14 protein-coding genes are annotated in these 17,431 nt (G+C 67.6%); 4 read left to right on the top strand and 10 right to left on the bottom strand.

From position 1 onward, the window contains the following. Window positions 1-220: 220 nt before the first annotated feature. Complete coding sequence (locus tag K5880_RS00330; protein ID WP_297647152.1) at window positions 221-1,516, top strand: type IV pili methyl-accepting chemotaxis transducer N-terminal domain-containing protein; 1,296 nt, start codon at window positions 221-223, stop codon at window positions 1,514-1,516. A 213-nt stretch (window positions 1,517-1,729) separates the two neighbouring features. Then, entirely contained in the window at window positions 1,730-3,478 is a 1,749-nt protein-coding gene (locus K5880_RS00325) for a bifunctional protein-serine/threonine kinase/phosphatase (protein WP_297647149.1), read from the top strand. A gap of 46 nt (window positions 3,479-3,524) precedes the next feature. Here K5880_RS00325 and K5880_RS00320 read toward each other — a convergent pair whose 3' ends face one another. Continuing rightward, window positions 3,525-4,385, bottom strand: coding sequence for an NmrA family NAD(P)-binding protein (locus K5880_RS00320; RefSeq protein WP_297647147.1), 861 nt, complete (start codon window positions 4,383-4,385; stop codon window positions 3,525-3,527). A gap of 92 nt (window positions 4,386-4,477) precedes the next feature. Here K5880_RS00320 and K5880_RS00315 point away from each other — a divergent pair, with 92 nt between their 5' ends. Then, a complete protein-coding gene (locus K5880_RS00315; protein WP_297647144.1) occupies window positions 4,478-4,903 on the top strand; it encodes a helix-turn-helix domain-containing protein in 426 nt (141 codons plus the stop codon). 123 nt (window positions 4,904-5,026) lie between these two features. Here the strand turns inward: K5880_RS00315 and K5880_RS00310 are convergent, their stop codons facing one another. From K5880_RS00310 to K5880_RS00295, 4 genes are read right to left on the bottom strand one after another with little or no spacing between them, the layout of a single operon-like run. Beyond that, window positions 5,027-5,998, bottom strand: a complete 972-nt coding sequence (locus K5880_RS00310; protein ID WP_297647141.1) for a PDR/VanB family oxidoreductase — start codon at window positions 5,996-5,998, stop codon at window positions 5,027-5,029. Between the two features lie 49 nt (window positions 5,999-6,047). Beyond that, window positions 6,048-6,827: an SDR family oxidoreductase gene (locus tag K5880_RS00305; protein WP_297647139.1), complete on the bottom strand. Its 780-nt coding sequence runs from the start codon at window positions 6,825-6,827 to the stop codon at window positions 6,048-6,050. Between the two features lie 6 nt (window positions 6,828-6,833). After that, window positions 6,834-7,817: a tripartite tricarboxylate transporter substrate binding protein gene (locus K5880_RS00300; RefSeq protein ID WP_297647136.1), complete on the bottom strand. Its 984-nt coding sequence runs from the start codon at window positions 7,815-7,817 to the stop codon at window positions 6,834-6,836. A 44-nt stretch (window positions 7,818-7,861) separates the two neighbouring features. Further along, window positions 7,862-9,136 carry an aromatic ring-hydroxylating dioxygenase subunit alpha gene (locus tag K5880_RS00295; RefSeq protein WP_297647133.1) on the bottom strand — a complete coding sequence of 425 codons (1,275 nt, stop codon included), beginning with the start codon at window positions 9,134-9,136 and terminating at the stop codon, window positions 7,862-7,864. A 149-nt stretch (window positions 9,137-9,285) separates the two neighbouring features. Here K5880_RS00295 and K5880_RS00290 point away from each other — a divergent pair, with 149 nt between their 5' ends. Beyond that, window positions 9,286-10,035: an IclR family transcriptional regulator gene (locus tag K5880_RS00290; protein ID WP_297647130.1), complete on the top strand. Its 750-nt coding sequence runs from the start codon at window positions 9,286-9,288 to the stop codon at window positions 10,033-10,035. 75 nt (window positions 10,036-10,110) lie between these two features. Here K5880_RS00290 and K5880_RS00285 read toward each other — a convergent pair whose 3' ends face one another. From K5880_RS00285 to K5880_RS00265, 5 genes are all read right to left on the bottom strand, one after another. Then, the gene (locus tag K5880_RS00285; RefSeq protein WP_297647127.1) at window positions 10,111-11,325 is read right to left on the bottom strand and encodes an MFS transporter; all 1,215 of its coding nucleotides are present in this window, start codon (window positions 11,323-11,325) and stop codon (window positions 10,111-10,113) included. 233 nt (window positions 11,326-11,558) lie between these two features. Continuing rightward, the gene (locus K5880_RS00280) at window positions 11,559-13,388 is read right to left on the bottom strand and encodes a nitrate ABC transporter ATP-binding protein (protein ID WP_297647124.1); all 1,830 of its coding nucleotides are present in this window, start codon (window positions 13,386-13,388) and stop codon (window positions 11,559-11,561) included. 18 nt (window positions 13,389-13,406) lie between these two features. After that, a complete protein-coding gene (locus K5880_RS00275; protein ID WP_297647123.1) occupies window positions 13,407-14,381 on the bottom strand; it encodes an ABC transporter permease in 975 nt (324 codons plus the stop codon). Window positions 14,382-14,383: 2 nt separating this feature from the next. Next, window positions 14,384-15,754: a CmpA/NrtA family ABC transporter substrate-binding protein gene (locus K5880_RS00270; RefSeq protein ID WP_297647121.1), complete on the bottom strand. Its 1,371-nt coding sequence runs from the start codon at window positions 15,752-15,754 to the stop codon at window positions 14,384-14,386. 348 nt (window positions 15,755-16,102) lie between these two features. Next, entirely contained in the window at window positions 16,103-17,389 is a 1,287-nt protein-coding gene (locus K5880_RS00265) for a nitrate regulatory protein (RefSeq protein WP_297647118.1), read from the bottom strand. Between the last annotated feature and the right edge of the window lie 42 nt (window positions 17,390-17,431).

Genomic DNA, 17,431 nt, shown 5'->3' with positions numbered 1-17,431 from the left:
CAGGGGGCTCGCCGCCGTCTGTGGCTGTGCACGCCGTTGTGCACAGGTCCCGCGACGCCGCTGTCGGGGGAAGGGCGCTTCGTCACGCCCGTTGCGTGGGTTCATGCAAAACCTGTGCCATATCATCCGGGCTGTTCCGGCCCACCCGGGCAGTGGTGCGCCGGCCCGTTCCAAAGCCGGCGCGCGGGGCCCCGGTTTCACTCTCAAGTCGTTGATTTCCATGACATCTGTGCTGGTTTTCAGGAGCGGTTCGCAGGCCGCCTTGCCGCTGGTGGAAGACCTGCAGGCCGTGGGGCTGCACGTGGTCGAGGTGCTGGACGGCTGCAGCACTTTGGTGCAGTGCGTCATGCGCCATGCACCAGATCTGCTGATCGGCGAGGCCGCCGTGCCCGATGCCGCGCTGCTCGAGGCCACCCGGGCCGTGGCCGATACCGCACCGCGCCCGGTGCTGCTCTTCACCGGCGATGCCGATGCCGGTCAGATCGGGCGCGCGGTGGCCGCCGGCATCCACTGCCACGTGGTCGACGGCTACAGCGCCCGGCGCCTGCGGCCGCTCATCCAGCTGGCGCAGGCGCGCTTCGGGCACGAGCAGGGCCTGCGCGAGCGCCTGGACGACGTGTCGCGGCGCTTCGAGGAACGCAAGGTGGTCGAGCGCGCCAAGGGCATCCTCATGCAGGCGCGCCAGGTGTCGGACGACGACGCCTTCCAGATCCTGCGCACCGCGTCCATGCACAGCAACCAGCGGCTGGGCCAGGTTTCGCAGCACATCATCCAGTCGGCCCATTTCGCCGAGGTGGTCAACCGCGCCGGGCAGCTGCGCATGCTGTCGCAGCGCCTGGTCAAGCTCTACCTGCTGCTGCTCGCGGGCGTGCAGCCGCGCCAGCAACAGGCGCTGCTGCAGGATTCGGTGCAGCGCATCGACGCCAACCTCGCGCTGCTGGGCAAGGGCCTGTCGCAGGACAGCTTTGGTGAACAACTGGCACGGGTGGTGGCGACCTGGCAGGCGCTCAAGGCGGACGTGCTCGTCAAGCCTGCAGAAGCACAGGTGGGCGCGGTGGACGGCCTGGCCGAGCGCCTGCTGCAGGACGCCGAAAGCCTCACCGCCAGCCTGGAGCGCGCCGGTGCCGCCGCGCCGCTGAAGGTGCTGAACCTCGCGGGGCGCCAGCGCATGCTGTCCCAGCGCTTTGCCAAGTGCGCGCTGATGCAGCTGCTGGGCGAGGATGCGGCCCCGCCGGGGCAGGGGGCGGCGATGGAGGAGGCGCGGCGGGAATTCGAGCACAGCCTGGGCCTGCTCAACGGCCTGCCGCTGTCCACGCCCGACATCCGCGACACGCTGGACGCGGCCACCCAGGCCTGGCAGCGGGTGCTGGCGGGCGCGGCACACATCCACCGCCCGGCGGGCCGCGACCGCCTGCTGCGGCTGGAAGACCTCGCGACCGCCAGCGAAAGCCTGCTCGAAGGCTTCGAGCAGCTGTCCGCCCAGTACGAACGCAGCATGCAGATGCTGATGGGCTGAGAGCTGGAGAGCAAATCGTTCATGCCCGCTCATCCCTCCCAAACACCTCTGCTCGGCGTTGCAAATGCGCGCCATGGCCCGGACCATGGCTGTGCTTTGCGCCTTGATCAGCGGCGTTTGGGCGGTCTGCTCGGACATGCCCGATTCACTCTCAAGCTCTGATGCCTGCTGCAGCGCACCAAAGTTGGGCATCTTTCTTGCTGGAGGTGGTGCATGGCATTTGAGATCGACATCGGCTTTGTCTGCCAGACCGGCCGCAAGGAACCCAACGAAGACTTCTGCGCCGCCATGCTGCCGCCGCCCGGGCAGGCCGACATGGGCTCCATCGTGGCCATCGCCGACGGTGTGAGCGCGGGCGGGCTGGGCCGGGAAGCGGCGCAGACCACCGTCACCAGCCTGGTGCGCGACTACCACGGCACGCCCGAGACCTGGGACACGACCGTGGCGCTGGACCGCATCATCGGCGCGCAGAACACCTGGCTGGCGGGCGTGAACCGGCGGCGCCAGCCGGCCATGGGCCTGACCACGCTCACCGCGCTCGTGCTGCGCGGCCAGTCCTACACGCTGGCCCACGTCGGCGATTCGCGCTGCTACCTGCTGCGCGACGGGCAGACGCTGCTGCTCACCCACGACCACGTGGTCCACCACCCCGACCTGCAGCACCAGCTGTTGCGGGCGGTGGGGCTGGAGGACCACCTGGTGGTCGACTACGTGCAGGGAGACCTGCAGGTGGGCGACATCTTCGTGATGCTCACCGACGGCGTGCACGGTGTGCTCCCCGAGCGCCAGCTGGCCGCGTGTGCCGGCCTGCCCGACGCGCCCGCGCAGCAGGCCAGTGAGCGGCTGGTGGCGGCGGCGCTGGCCGCGGGCAGCGGCGACAACCTCACCGCCATGGTGGTGCGCGTGCGCGGCCTGCTCGACCCCAACCTGCAGGACGCCAGCCGCATGGCCGAATCCCTGCCGGTGCCGCCGCGCCTGAAGGTCGGCGACAACCTGGACGGACTGACCGTGACCGCGCCGGTGGCGGACAACGGCATCAACCTGCTCTACCAGGTGCGCGACCCGGCCACGCAGGCGCTGTACGCGCTCAAGACCCTGCACCCGGCCCGCGCGCACGACCAGGACGAGCGCGCCATGCTCGCGCACGAGGCCTGGCTGTCGCGGCGCATGCAGTCGTCGCGTGCTGCCGACCACCTGGTCTTCATCCACCAGCAACTGCCCACGCGGCGCCCGCGCAGCGCGTTCTACCTGCTGTACGACTGGCATGGCGGCGAGACCCTGCAGCAGATGCTGGAGCGCCAGCAGAAGTTCGGGCCCGCCCAGGCGGTGGCCATGGTCATGCAGGCCCTGCGGGTGCTGGGCCGCCTGCACCGCCAGGGTGTGGTCCACCGTGACATCAAGCCCGCCAACCTGCACCAGGGTGACGACGGCGTGCTGCGCGTGCTCGACCTGGGCGTGGCCCTGAGCGGGCGCGAACCGCCCAGCATGCGGCGCCTGCACGCGGGCACGCCGAGCTTCGTCAACCCCGAACAATGGGGACTGCAGGGCAAGGCCGACGCGGGCGAACCCGAACTGCCGGACGCCGGCAGCGACCTGTTCGCGCTCGGCGTCACCCTCTACCAGTTGCTCACCGGCAAGCTGCCCTATGGCGAGGTGCTGCCCTACCAGGTGGGCCGCTACTACCGCGACCCCACGCCGCCCAGCCGCCACAACCCGGAAGTGCCGATCTGGCTCGACCACGTGGTGCTCAAGGCGGTGGCGCGCGACAGGGCGCTGCGCTTCGAGACGGCGGAAGAATTCCTGCTGGCGCTGGAGCGGGGTGCCTCAAGGCCTCTGACCGTGCCACCGGCCTCGGCGCTGCTGCACCGCGACCCGACGATGCGGTGGAAGCTGCTGGCCGGGGTAAGTCTGGTGTTCAATCTGTTGTTGGTGGTTTGGGTGCTGGTGGTCGGGGTGGGGTGAGGGAGCTCCTTCAAGCCGACCCATCGGCGGCGGCTCCGATCGAATTTCAGGCAGAGATCTCTGCCAGCCACTGCTGCAGCGTGCGAGGCGTCAAGCCCAGCAGACGCTGCGCACTCGTGTCCTGAGCGATCGCGTTCGCGGACGCTTGTGCTTGCGCCTGGTAACCTGCGACCACACCCGCTGCGGCACCCGCGCCGAACAAGGGCGCGATCATGTCGCCAAAGGCCTTGGGCGCCAGGCTGCTGAACGAAACCGAACGGCCCAGATACCGCGAGAAGCCTTCCGCCAGGTCCATCCCCGTGATGGCAGGCGACTGGCCGACGCCGACCAGACCGGTCACGGACGCATCCAGCAGCAGGCGTTCGGCGACCGCGGCGACGTCCAGGTGGGAACTCCACGACACGGGGTAGTCTGCCCGCAGGGGATAGCGAAGAATGCCCTCCGACTTCACTGGCCCCAGCACGACAGGGTTGAGCAGGTTCTCGAAGAACAGGCGCGGCGCCACGACCGCCAGCGAAACCCCGGTTTGCTGAACCTCGCGAACCAGCGTCGCGATCGCGCTGTCGGGCGGGTTCTGCAACGGGGAGTCCGGTTCGTCCACCACCCATCCGCTGGTGGAGATCACCACGCGTTGCGGCCTGGCGCGGCCAATGGCTTGCGCGATGTTGCGGGCGTACTGCAGGCGATCCGCTTCAGCCACCACCGGCAAGTGGATGAAGACGCCCTTGGCTCCCTCGTAAGCCGCAGCCAGTGAAATCACCGACGCATTGTCGACCGCGACGGCGGGCATATCCCTGACCACAGAGGTGTTGCGAACGGCGGCGACCGCGCGTTTGCCCGAAAGGTGCAGGCGAGACATGAGCGGGGCGCCTTGGGCGCCGGTGGCGCCGTGGATCACATAAGACATGAAGGTTTCTTTCAATGGTGCAGTTAATGAAGTATTGATGGTGTAATACTTGCATCGGTTACGTCAAATGCACCATTGGAGAAACTTCGGTCATGCATCAGAAACAGACGCCTTGCTGCGGAGTCGCCCGGTTCCTGACGCTGCTTGACGGTCCGTGGGCCACGCTGATCGTGCGCGAACTGCTGCAGGGGCCACGAAGGTTCACCCAGCTGAGGGAGGCGCTGCCCGGCATCAGTGCTCACACGCTGACGCACCGTCTCAAAGGCTTCGAGCGCCATGGGCTGGTCACGCGCACCGCGTATGCCGAAACCCCGCCACGTGTCGTCTACGAGCTCACCCCCCTGGGCGAAGGGCTGCGGGATGTTCTGGAAGCGATGCGAAAGTGGGGGGATGCGGTGCCGGAAGCGGCGGTTGCTGAAGAAGCCAGCCTCGAGGTGGCAGGTGTCGCGGAGTTGGGAGGGGACACCGCGTGCCCGTTCAGTCAGCTCACCCGGGGTGTTCCTCAGCGCTCAAGCTGATCGGACCAGGCCACTCCCGGATGGTGCCCTCACTTCCTCGTGGAGGAGGCCGGCGCGCTGCGCATCGGGCCGGTACCTGCGCAGAAGACCAGATGAAGTGCGACGGGTCGAACGCGCAGCGCCTCAGGCATCCAGCACCAGGCTGCCGGAGCGGCAACTTGAGACGCAGATCATCATGGTCTTGTTGGCCGCGTGCTCCTGGTGTGTCAGCAGGTGGTCCCGGTGGTCCACTTCGCCGGAGATCACACGCGTCTCGCAGGCGCCGCACACGCCTTCGCGACAACTGAATTCCGGGTTCAGCCCCGCATCGAGCAAGGCGTCGAGCAGTGCCACGCCGGGCGCGACCTGTATGGTCCTGCCGGACTTGCGGAGTTCGACGCAGTAGCCCGCAGTTGCCACAGCTGCAGGCTGCTTTGCGGCGGCGAAACGTTCCAGGTGCACATTCGCCTGCCCCAGTTGCTCACAGGCGCTTTCATACGCATCGAGCATCGGCCCCGGGCCGCAGCAATAGAAGTGCGTGTCTTTTGCCTCACCCCCAAGCAACTGCACCAGGTCGGGTGGCGCGCCGTGCTCGTCGTCGAAGTGAAACCGGACAGAAAGGGACGCGCCACTGGCGAGCACCAGTGACTGGATATCGGCCACGAAGGCGGCGTCGGCGCGGTTGCGCGCGCAGTAGATCAGGTGCGCCGGGCGCTGCAAGCTCGCCAGGCGCTGCAGCATGGCGTAGACCGGCGTGATGCCGATGCCCCCCGCCAGCAAAACGCTGCGCGGCGCCGTTTCGTCCAGCCGGAAATGGTTGCGGGGGGCACCGACGGTGATGACCTGGCCCACGCGCAGTTGCTCGTGCACATGGCGAGAGCCGCCGCGGCTGGCGCGGTCCTTGAGCACGGCGACCACATAGCGGTGGCTGTCGCCCGGGTTGATCAGGGAGTAGCTGCGCACCAGACCGGGCGCCAGGTGCAGATCGATGTGTGCACCCGCCTCCACCGTGGGGAATGCGGTGGCAGGTGCCACGGGCCGCAGTTCGACACTGACGATGCCGGGGGCTTCGTGACGGACGTTGAAGATCAGGGCCTGCAGGATGGTGGAAGACATGGAAAGCTGCGAGCGAGAAGGCGTCGTGCGGGCGGCACGGCGCCGGGGTCTACATGATGTGCAGGCCACCGTCGACCATCAGCGTGGTCCCGGTGATGAACGATGCCTCGCCCGACGCCAGCCAGACGATGGGCCACGCGATCTCTTCCGGCGAAGCCCAGCGCCCGATCAGCGAGGTGTCCTTGCGCTCGGTCTTGAGCTGCTCGACGCTCTTGCCCTTGCCCAGCGCGCGGCCGACATGGAAGTCGGTCAGCGTGGAGCCGGGGCACACCGCGTTGGCACGCACGCCGTGAACGGCCTCCTCGAAAGCCAGGCTGCGGGTGTAGGCCAGCTGCGCCGCCTTGGTGGCGTCGTACAGCGCCATGCCCTTGCGGCCGGTGACGGCATAGCAGGACGACACGTTGACGACGCTGCCCGCGCCGGACTGGCGCAGCGCCGGCAGGGCCGCAGCGCAGTAGTTGGACATGCCGACCAGATTGACGGCCACCATCGCCTGCCACTCGGCGGGCGTGGCGTCGGCAGCGGCTGTGTAGTTGCGCATGGCAGCGTTGTTGACCAGGACGTCCAGGCCACCGAGCTTTCCAGTGCACCGCTGCACCGCGGCGTGCGCGGCGGCTTCGTCAGCCACGTTGGCTTCCACGCACAGCACGCGCGCGTCGGGCAGGGCTTGAACGATGGTCTGGCGGGTGCGCTCCAGGGCATCCGCGTCGGCATCCACCAGCAGCACCGCAGCGCCTTCCTGGCAGAACAGGGCCGCGGCCGCTGCGCCAATTCCGGCACCTGCCCCCGTGATCAGCGCGGCTTTGCCGCCCAGTCGGTGTGCGCTCATGCCCGCTCACTCCGCCTTGGCACCGGTGTCCTTGATCACCTTGCCCCAGCGCACGATCTCGGTGCCGATCCAGTCGCTGAACTGCCTGGGCGTGCTGGCGACGATCTCGAACTCCATGTCGTTGAGCCGCTTCTGGATGTCCGGTGAATTGAGGATTTTCATCATCTCGCTGTGGTAGCGGTTGATGATGGCGGGAGGTGTGCCGGCGGGCGCCAGCAAACCGATCCACGACGTCGCCTCGAAGTCCTTCAGGCCGGACTCTGCCAGCGTGGGTACGTCGGGCGTACTCGGGAAACGCTTCGGACCGGTGGACGCCAGCAGCTTCAGCCGCCCTTCCTTCACAAAGCCCTGCACGTTGCCGGGGACGAAGAAGGCGGCCTGCACATTGCCTGCGATGAGGTCGGCAACGGCGGGGCCAGCGCCGCGATACGGGATGTGCGTCATGTGGAAGTTGGCCGCTGACTTCATCATTTCCATGGTGAGGTGCGAGGCGCTGCCCATGGCCACCGAGCCGTAGGAGTACTTCGCGGGGTCGGCCTTGGCCCGGGCAATGAAGTCCTGCACGCTGGTGATGCCGGTGGCGGGGTTGACCACCAGGTACTGCGGCGCCTTGACCGCCAGCGTGATGGGCAGGAGGTCCTTCGTCGGGTCGTAGGGCATCTTGTCGAACAGCGTGACGTTGATCGCCAGCGGGCCGTTGTAGCCGATCAGCAGGGTGTGGCCGTCCGGCGCGGCGCGGCTCACCTCGTAGGCACCGATGTTGCCGCCCGCGCCGGGCTTGTTCTCGACCACGAAGGGCTGGCCCAGCGCCTCCTGCAACCGCGGACCGATCAGGCGCGCGAGCACGTCGTTGGTGCTGCCGACGATGGGCACGACGATGCGCACCGGTTTGGTGGGGCGCCAGTCCGAGGCCTCGGTCTGGGCCCAGGCGGAGGCGGCGGTGCAGGCCGCGAGCGCGACCGCTGCCGCGAGTTTCAGGTGCTTTGTCATGGGAAGTCTCCTGTGGTTGCTGTCGTGGGAAATGGGATGGGGTCTCAAAGGCTGAAGACCGGCTTCTTGGTGGCGTCCGCGAGGTGCTCGCGCGCCCACTCGACGGGGTCCTGCTCCTTGGGCAGCAGCACGCCGGCGGGGCGCACGTGCTGCGCGCCCGCGTCCAGTGCGGGAGGCGTCTGGCCTTCTTCCAGGCCGAGCGTGGCCTGGTGCAGCATGCGGCGCGCCATCACGATGGCCTTGTCCGTCGGCAACAGCTTTTCGGCTTCGTGGTCCTGGATCGTTCCCATGCTCTCCTGCAACGAATAGTCCTGCGCTGAGAAGCCGAAGATGCCACTGTAGGAACGGTCTTCGCGTTGCGCCACGCGGTCCATGCCGTAGTCGTTGTCGCGGTTCTGCCTGGGAATGAAGCTGCCCGGCGCTGCGTACTCGACGTGGATGCCCTTGCCTTCTTCCATGGCGGTGCGTTCTTCCGCGGTCAGCGGCTGACCGGGTTGCCAGTTGATGCTCCACGCCCAGCAGTTGTGGTCGTCGATCGGCACCCACACGTGACCCCCCAGCGCGTGATCGCCAAACGGTGCGATGAGCGTGAACCAGGGAAACAGCCACTGCGTGATGCGCCAGTAGTACGAGTCGGGCTCGCCGTTGCGGCGGCCGAACAGGCTCAGGCCAAAGGGCGTCTGCTCGATTTCGAACTTCACGTTGCCGTCGGCCTTGATGTAGTCCAGCGCCTTCACGCCCTGGTGCATCGGGTCGGTGTCCACCTCGAAGCGGTGCACGTAGGACACGTGCGCGGTGTCGATGCCGCCTTCCATGGCCTGCAGCCAGTTGCTGTACTGCAGGCGCTTGGAGACGAAAACATGTTCGGGCGGCAGCGTGCACCACTCCAGCTCGGGCGGTGCGGGCTGCTGGTCGGCCGGACCCATGTAGGTCCAGACGATGCCGCCGCGCTCGATGCAGGGGTAGCCCTTGATGTGCATGCGCGCGCAGGCCTGCGGTGCGGACGGCACGTCCACGCACTGGCCATTGCCATCGAACTTCACGCCGTGGTACGCGCAGCGGATGCCGTTCTCCTCGTTGCGACCGAAGTAGAGCGAGACGCCACGGTGCGAGCAGAACTCGCCGATCAGGCAGGCCTTGCCATCGGTGTTGCGAAAGGCCAGCAGCTTCTCGCCCAGCAGTTGCACGCGCACCTGTGGTCCATCGGCCTCGGGTATTTCGCGCGACATCAGCGCGGGCACCCAGTAGCGCCGCAGCAGGTTGCCCATGCGGGTGCCGGGACCGACACGGGTGAGCGTTTCTGACATTTCCTTGTTCACGGGTGTGCTCCGGTGTGTAGTTGTACGCTTGGTGATACGAATGTCCATTTTGTTGAGGGTCTTGATATCCGTCAATAAAATGGTCTTTCTGTCCATCAGGTGGACGCTTTTCTGCAAGAATGCCCTTTTCTGCCTCGAGAAAGTGCACCGTGACCTCAGAAAACGGCAATGACGGCGTGCGGGCGGTGGACCGCGCGCTGGACATCCTGATGGCCTTCCGCCCGGGCGACCACCTCTTGAGCGCAAGCGAGCTGCTGCGCCGGGTGGCCTTGAGCCGGCCCACGCTTTACCGGCTGCTGCGCACGCTGGAGCTGCGGGGTTTCGTCGTCTCCTCCGGCGAACCCCAGCGCTTCCAGCTCGGGCCTTCGGTGGCCCACCTCGCCCACATCTGGGCCTCCGGTCTCGACCTGGCCGAGCTCTCGCAACCCATGATGCGAAGCCTGTGGGAGCGGACCGGTGAGACGGTCGCGCTGCTGGTACACCACGGCCGTGAACGCGTCTGCGTGGCCGAACTGCCCAGCCACCAGCCTCTCAGTTTCAAGCGTGGCGTGGGCTACAGCGAAAGCGTGACCCTGGGTGCGAGCGGGCGCGTCATCCTGGCCTTCGCGAACGATGTGCCCAGGTACCTGGAGGGTAAAGTGCCGGAGGACCAGCGCGCCGCATACCTGGACGAACTGGCACGCATCCGCGAGGTCGGCTACGCCATCAGCCGGGATGAGCTGATCAAGGGCGCGGTGGCCATTGCCGCGCCCTTCTTCTCGGCGGGCTCCAAGGTGATGGGGTCGCTCGCCGTCTACGGCCCCAGTGCGCGCGTGGACGAGGCGCAGGTCAATCGCATCGCCCAGTGGCTGGTGGAGGCGGCGCGCGAACTCTCGCTGAAGGCTGGCGCCCGGCAGTGAATTGCCCCGGTTGCTGCAGCCTCCGGCCGTACGCTGCGCGCTGCAGGCAAGCTCCCCTGGGGATGCAGCGCATCCTTACCCTACCCGCGCCCGCCCACCTTTCTCCGCCCAGGTGCGGGTCCAGCGGATCTGCATCGAGCGCATCATCAGCAGCACCAGCAGCGCGAGCACCGCGAACAGCGCGAAGCCCCAGAAGTAGGTGCCGGTGTGCTGACGCGACAGGCCCATGGCGTTGGGCACCAGGCCGCCGCCGAGCGCGCCGATCTCGCCGATCATGGAGCCGGCCACGGCGGTGGACAGCGGCCAGCGCAGCGGCACGAGCTGGAACAGGGCACCGTTGCCCGCGCCCAGCGCGGCGAAGCACAGCATCAGCAGCAGCGTGGTGAGCACCAGCGAGCCGCCGGACAGGCCGCAGGCCAGCAGCGAGACGCTGATGATCACCAGCACCGCGGTGAGCGTGTTGATGCCGCCCCAGTGGTCGGAAATCCAGCCGCCGAAGATGCGCAGCGCCGCACCCATGAAGGCCGCGAGCATGGTCAGCTGCCCGGCCTGCACCTTGCTCACGCCGAACTGGTCGTTGTAGTAGCTCGGCAGGAAGGTCGTCAGGCCGATGAAGCCGCCGAAGGTGATGGCGTAGATCAGGCTGAAGGCCCAGCCGTCCTTCTCGAACAGGCAGGCGGCGTGCTCGCGCAGGCCGGCGTGCCTGTCCACGTCCTCGGGCTCGCGGGCGATGAAGATCATCACCAGAACAGGCACCAGCAGGCCCAGCGCGGCGAAGCCGTAGACCGCCTTCCAGCCATAGGCCTGGGCCAGCTGGGGCGCCAGCAGCGCGGACAGCGAAGTGCCCACGTTGCCCGCGCCCACCAGGCCCATGGCCAGGCCCTTGTAGCGCGCCGGGAACGAGCCCGAGCCGAGTGAGAGCGCGACGCCGAAGCTGGCTCCGGCAATGCCCAGCAGCACGCCCATGGCAAGCAGATCGTTGAAGGTGTCGACGAAGAAGTAGCCGTACAGCAGCGCGATCGCGATGCCGCCCATCTCCACCAGAGTGGCGTTCTTGCGGCCGATGTACTGCGCCAGCACGCCCAGCGGAAACCGCATCAGGGCGCCGGCGAAGATCGGGATCGACAGCATCAGGCCCACCTGCGCCGGGCTCAGCGCCAGCGACTCCTTGATGAAGGGGGCCATGGCCCCGTTGGTGACCCAGACGCCGCAGCAATAGGTGAAGTAGATGAAGGCGGCCAGCAGCGTGGGGCTGTGGCCTGCTTTCAGGAACGTACGGAAACCCGCCATGGCGCGCACCTTTGCAAGGGAAGAGTGAGAGGGTAGGGGATGGACGGCCATGCAGCGGTTCACCGGCAACCGGGCCGGTGGCGTGCATGGCGCGTGGCGGCCGGTCACCAGGGCGGTGGCCGGCCGTGCAGGAAGAGGCCTTCGTCAGCCTCTTCGAGATTGAGCAAATTCCATGCCGGAGACGCGCCCCTCTTTGGCGCAGGGGCCGCGCAAGTGCTTGCGCGCTGCCCCGCTCAGTGCTGCCGGCCGCAGTCTTCCAGGAAGCCGATCAGTTCCTCGCGCAGCTCGTAGTAGCGCGGGTGGCCCAGCAGCGCCTCGCGTGTGCGCGGGCGGGGCAGGGGCACGTCCATGATCCGGCCGATCTTCGCGCGCGGGCCGTTGGTCATCATCACCACGCGGTCGGCCAGCAGGATGGCTTCGTCGACGTCGTGCGTGACCATCATCGCGGTGACCTGGCTGCGCGCCCACACCTCCATCAGCACTTCCTGCAGGTCCCAGCGGGTGAGGGAGTCCAGCATGCCGAAGGGCTCGTCGAGCAGCAGCATCTTGGGGTTGAGCGCGAACGCGCGCGCGATGCCCACGCGCTGCTTCATGCCGTTGGACAGGTCGGCCGCCATCTTGTGCATGGCGTTGCCCAGGCCGACGCGGCTCAGGTAGTAGCCCACGGTGTCGCGCCGCTCGGCCTCGCTGGCGTGTGGGAACACCCGGGCCACGCCCAGCATCACGTTGTCGAACGCAGTCAGCCAGGGCACCAGGCTGGGTGCCTGGAACACCAGGCCGCGGTCTGGCCCCGCGTCGGCCACCTCGCGTCCGTCGAGCACGATCACGCCTTCGGTGATGTCGGTCAGGCCGGCCATCATCGAGAGCACGGTCGACTTGCCGCAGCCGGAGTGGCCGATGACGGAGATGAATTCGCCCTTGCGGATCTTCAGGTCGAAGCCGTCCACCACGGTCTGCGGTCCCTTGGGCGTGGGATAGACCTTGACCAGTTGCGAGAACTCGACGAAACGGTCGTCGTGGCTGCGGGGTGCGCGGTTCGCCTCGGGGCTCAGCGGCTCGGGCGTGGCGATGGAGGCCTCGATGCGCTCGGCCAGTGCGGCATGGCGCAGGCCCAGCCGGGCAGCAAGCGTGGGCGATGCGGCCTGTTCGACCGAGCCGCGCGGCGTGAGCGCGGGCAACTGGATCACCTGCGCGCCCTGTTGCGCCGCGTTGCGGTGCGACAGGCCGATCAGGTACTGGGTGATCTCGCCGCGCAGCTGCTGGAAGCGCGGGTCATGGTTCATCTCGCGGCGGTCGCGCGGTCGCTCGATGTCGACCCGGAAGGACGGGCCGAGCGTGGCGCCCGGACCCAGGTCCAGCGGGATGATGCGGTCGGCCACCATCAGCGCCTCGTCCACGTCGTTGGTGATCAGCACCACGGTCTTGCGGTCCTCGCTCCAGATGCGCACGATCTCGTCCTGCAGGTTGGCGCGGGTGAGGGCGTCCAGCGCGGAAAGCGGCTCGTCGAGCAGCAGCACGTCGGGGTCGGTGGCGAGCGCGCGCGCGACCGCAACACGCTGGCGCATGCCGCCCGAGAGCTGCGCAGGCTTCTTGTCGATGGCCGGGGTCAGGCCCACCATCGAGACGTAGCGCTTCACGCGGGCGGCCCGCTCGGTGGCGCTTTCGCTGGCGAACACGCGGTCCACCGCCAGCGCCACGTTCTCGCGCACGCTCAGCCAGGGCATGAGCGAATAGCTCTGGAACACGATGCCGCGGTCCGGCCCCGGCCCGGTGATGGCCTGGCCGCCCTTGAGCACCTGGCCTTCGTCGGCCGAGATCAAGCCCGCGAGCAGGCTGATCAGCGTGGTCTTGCCACTGCCGGAGAATCCGACGATGGCGACGAATTCGCCTTCCTCCACGCGCAGGTTCAGGTTCTTGAGCACCGCGCTGCGCTGCGCGCCCAGGCCGTAGGACTTGGAGACGCCGCGCAGTTCCAGCGCGGCGGCGGCGGGCACCGCGGCGAGCACCGGCGCGGCCGGTACGTCGGTTTCGTCCATCAGGCGGGTTTTCAATGCGAGATTCATGTTCGGGCTCCCGGCCGTTCAACGGTGCGTGGCCAGTTGCTGCAGCAACTGCATCAGGCGGTCCAGCGCGAAGCCGATCAGGCCGATGGTGAACACCGCGACCATGATGCGGCTGAGCGATTCGGAACTGCCGTTCTGGAACTCGTCCCAGACGAACTTGCCCAGGCCGGGGTTCTGCGCCAGCATCTCGGCGGCGATCAGCACCATCCAGCCCACGCCGAGCGAGAGGCGCATGCCCGTGAAGATGAAGGGCAGGGCCGAGGGCAGCACGATCTTGCGCACGCGCGTGGCCAGGGGCAACTGCAGCACCTTGCCGACGTTGACCAGATCGCGGTCGACGGAGGTCACGCCGATGGCGGTGTTGATCAGCGTCGTCCACAGCGAGCACAGCGTGACGGTGATGGCCGAGATCAGGAACGACTTCTGGAACATCGGCTCGCCGCTGGTGACGTAGACCGCGCTGACGATGAGCGTGACGATGGGCAGCCAGGCCAGCGGCGAGACCGGGCGGAAGATCTGGACCATGGGGTTGATCGCTGCCTGCACGATCTTCGAGGTGCCGGCCAGGATGCCCAGCGGCACGGCCACCACGGTGGCGAGCAGGAAGCCCACGAACACGGTGTACAGGCTGGTGAGGATCTGGTCCAGGTAGGTGCGCTTGCCGGTCCACTGGAAGTTGCGCGGCTCGTACGTCGGGTCCTCGGCCAAGCGCTCCTTGTTGCGCCTTTCCTGGCGCTCGTAGAACGCGGCCTCGCGCTCGCGCTCGGCAAAGTGGTCTTTCACCAGCGCCACCGCCTGCTCGGCCACCTGCGCCGGGCCGGGCACCGCGCCCAGGCTGGTCTGGATGCGCGAGGCGGTGACCGACCAGAGCACCAGAAAGAGCGCGAACGCCACCACCGGCACCCCGACCGACATCATGAAGGCGCGGCCCAGTTCACGCGGATCGCGCAGGGCGGTCATGCCGCTGCCCAGGAGCTTGTGCACGAGTTCCATGGTCAGACCTTGTCAGCGGCCTTGAGGCCGATCTTGAACTTGTTGAGGTACTCGTTCGGTTTGCGGCCGTCGTAGGTCACGCCGTCGATGAAGCCCGTCTGCACGCCCTTGAAGCCGTCGGTCTTGGGCACGTCGGTGGCCTTGATCCTGCCTTCGGCGATCAGCGCGTTGGCGGCCTGCATGTACACCTCGGGCAGGTAGACCTTCCTGGCCGTTTCCAGGTACCAGCTGTCCGGCTTGGTTTCCGTGATCTGGCCCCAGCGACGCATTTGCGTGAGGTACCAGATGGCGTCGCTGTAGAAGGGGTAGGTGGCGTAGTTGCGGAAGAAGACGTTGAAGTCGGGCGATGGGCGCTTGTCGCCCTTCTCGTATTCAAAGGTGCCCGTCATGCTGTTGGCGATCACTGCCTCGTCAGCACCGACGTACTGCGACTTGGACAGCATCTTCACGGCCTCGATGCGGTTGGCCATGGAGGCGTCGAGCCACTGGCCGGCGCGGATCAGCGCCTTGACCACGGCGATGTGCGTGTTGGGGTTGGCCTTGGCCCAGGCGCCTGTCACGCCGAACACCTTCTCCGGGTTGTTCTTCCAGATCTGGTCGTCGGTGATGACCGGCACGCCCACGCCCTTGAACACCGCCTGCTGGTTCCAGGGTTCACCCACGCAGTAGCCGTGGATCGTGCCGGCCTCCATGGTGGCCGGCATCTGGGGCGGCGGGGTCACCGATAGCAGCACGTCCGCCTTGCTGGTGCCGCTGATGTCGCTCGCGGTGTAGTAGCCCGGGTTCAGGCCACCCGCTGCCAGCCAGTAGCGCAGCTCGTAGTTGTGCGTGGAGACGGGGAAGACCATGCCCATCCTGAAGGTCTTGCCTTCCTTCTTCCAGGCGTCCACGACCTTCTTCAATGCGTCGGCCTTGACCGGGTGCACCGGTTTGCCTCCCTCCATGGGCAGGTGCTTCTTCATCTCGGCCCAGACCGCGTTGGACACCGTGATGGCGTTGCCGTTGAGGTCCATGCTGAAGGCGGTCACGATGTCGGCCTTGGTGCCGAAGCCGATGGTGGCACCCAGCGGCTGGCCCGCGAGCATGTGCGCACCGTCGAGCTGGCCGTCGATCACGCGGTCGAGCAGCACCTTCCAGTTGGCCTGCGCCTCCAGGGACACATTGAGTCCCTCGTCCTCGAAGTAGCCCTTCTCGTAGGCGACCACCAGCGGCGCGCAGTCGGTGAGCTTGATGAAGCCGAACTTCAGCGACTCCTTCTCGGGTCGGGCGGCTTTTTGCGCCAGGGCCGGCAGGCCCAGGCCCGACGCGCCGGCCAGGGCCAAGGCGGTGGTGGTGAAACGGCGGCGATTGAGAGTGCGCGACGAAGAGGCCATGGGGAACTCCTTGCTGAAGGTCAAAAAAGTGGTCCGCAAAGCACAACGGCGCCCATCTCCTGGCCGATCTGGATCAGCTGGAGATGGACGCCGTTGTCCCGTGTCTGGAAAGACGGGGGTCCGAACCGCCATTGGCTCCGACCCTGCTGATCCCTTTAAAGCAGGGAGCGTGCCAGCGTCCGGGTTTCTGCTTCCCCTGGGCGGATCTCATTGATATGAAAGGAAAAAACCGATCTGCCGCGCGGCCCGTGAGGCGCACGGGCACGGCGGGAGGGCGTCAGTCTGGTGCGCCGAACGGGTCAGGCACCGGTTTTGTGCGCTGCAGCACGCGGGCTGTCCTCCCGGCTCTCAGGGATGGCGCTCCGGCAGCACCTCGGCCAGCGACAGCACGGTCTCCGCGACCTCGATCAGCCGGCGGTTCTGGTTCATGGCCATCTGGCGCATGGTCTTGTGCGCTTCTTCCTCGCTGAGGTGGCGGTGCGCCATCAGCAGGCCCTTGGCGCGTTCGATCAGCTTGCGCTCGTTCAGGCTGGCGCGCACGGTGTCGAGTTCTTCGCTCATGGTCTGCAGGCGCCGCGCCTGTTCCTGCACCAGCTCCAGGATGGAGCGGTCCAGCTCGAGGCCATAGCCCTGGGCGCTCGCGCCCAGGGCGGCGGGAGCGGCCTGCGCGTCCTGCCTGAGGGCGCCCATGTCCCGGAAGAAGGACAGGGCGTCTGCCTCGCGCGCGGGCGAGGCGTAGAGCGTGTCGTAGGTCAGCAGCTCGGCCTGTGCCGCGGTGATCTTTTCCTCGCAGGCGCGCAGCAGATCGAGGGCGAGGCGGTCTTCCACCGCCTTCATGCGGTCGATGCGCTGGCTGCAGCAGTCGAACCAGGCCTGGCTGAGCTGCACGTTGAGCGGTGCCCCGTGGGTCGCGGTGCAGAGCACGCGGCGCAGCCGTTCCAGCTCGGCCAGGGTGGCGCTGGCCTGGCTGAGCGCCCACAGGTCCACCGCCTTGGCGTGGGCGAACTCGGTGAACACCTGCAGGCAGCGTTCCTGCGACTCGATCAGGTGCAGCAGGCGCTGCTGCTCCGCGGCTTCGGCGCGGCCGGCCGCGAACAAGGCCGAGCCGGCCGCGCGCTCCTGGCCCGCGAACTCCTTGCCCTGCATGAAGTTGAACAGGGCCACAAGCAGGCGCGAGATCTCGGGGTCGCTGGCGCTGTCGGCAGCCTCGAACACAACCGCCAGCAGCCCGGCGATCAGGCGCACATAGGCCTCGGTGGCCTGGCGCGGCGTCCAGTCCAGCGCCTGCACGCGCTCGCGCAGGGCGCCCAGCGCATCCAGGCCCTGCAGCACATAGGCAATGCGGCTGAACAGCCGCGCGCCGCGGCCCACGCGCGCGGCCTCCGTGTCCAGGCTGTCGAAGCACTGCCGCAGCTCGGCCTCCAGCTGCCGGCATTCGTCGATCTGCTTGCCGCGCATGTCGGTGAAGCGCGCGCCCTGCGAGCCCAGGTGCAGGTTGGACAGGCCGCGCTCGCGCTGCAGGCCATGCACCAGGCGCCCGGTCACGTTGACCAGGGCGCTGGTGAGCGCAAGCTGCTGCAGTTCGGCGATTTCGCAGCGTTTGGCGGCAAGGAGGAATTTCAGGCCCGAGGTCATGTTCACGCGTTCGTGGGGAATGCCTTTGCCTTCAGAGCAACA

The organism is Hydrogenophaga sp., from assembly GCF_025699295.1.
Lineage (GTDB): Bacteria > Pseudomonadota > Gammaproteobacteria > Burkholderiales > Burkholderiaceae_C > Hydrogenophaga.
The sequence above is the reverse complement of the archived record's forward strand: the minus strand, read 5'-3'. Positions and strand labels throughout refer to the sequence as shown.

What these genes read in the sequence shown, in the direction of transcription:
- K5880_RS00280 (WP_297647124.1), bottom strand. Translation starts at nt 13,388, where the DNA reads ATGAATCTCGCATTGAAAACCCGCCTGATGGACGAAACCGACGTACCG.
- K5880_RS00330 (WP_297647152.1), top strand. Translation starts at nt 221, where the DNA reads ATGACATCTGTGCTGGTTTTCAGGAGCGGTTCGCAGGCCGCCTTGCCG.
- K5880_RS00305 (WP_297647139.1), bottom strand. Translation starts at nt 6,827, where the DNA reads ATGAGCGCACACCGACTGGGCGGCAAAGCCGCGCTGATCACGGGGGCA.
- K5880_RS00315 (WP_297647144.1), top strand. Translation starts at nt 4,478, where the DNA reads ATGCATCAGAAACAGACGCCTTGCTGCGGAGTCGCCCGGTTCCTGACG.
- K5880_RS00285 (WP_297647127.1), bottom strand. Translation starts at nt 11,325, where the DNA reads ATGGCGGGTTTCCGTACGTTCCTGAAAGCAGGCCACAGCCCCACGCTG.
- K5880_RS00300 (WP_297647136.1), bottom strand. Translation starts at nt 7,817, where the DNA reads ATGACAAAGCACCTGAAACTCGCGGCAGCGGTCGCGCTCGCGGCCTGC.
- K5880_RS00270 (WP_297647121.1), bottom strand. Translation starts at nt 15,754, where the DNA reads ATGGCCTCTTCGTCGCGCACTCTCAATCGCCGCCGTTTCACCACCACC.
- K5880_RS00320 (WP_297647147.1), bottom strand. Translation starts at nt 4,385, where the DNA reads ATGTCTTATGTGATCCACGGCGCCACCGGCGCCCAAGGCGCCCCGCTC.
- K5880_RS00275 (WP_297647123.1), bottom strand. Translation starts at nt 14,381, where the DNA reads ATGGAACTCGTGCACAAGCTCCTGGGCAGCGGCATGACCGCCCTGCGC.
- K5880_RS00310 (WP_297647141.1), bottom strand. Translation starts at nt 5,998, where the DNA reads ATGTCTTCCACCATCCTGCAGGCCCTGATCTTCAACGTCCGTCACGAA.
- K5880_RS00265 (WP_297647118.1), bottom strand. Translation starts at nt 17,389, where the DNA reads ATGACCTCGGGCCTGAAATTCCTCCTTGCCGCCAAACGCTGCGAAATC.
- K5880_RS00325 (WP_297647149.1), top strand. Translation starts at nt 1,730, where the DNA reads ATGGCATTTGAGATCGACATCGGCTTTGTCTGCCAGACCGGCCGCAAG.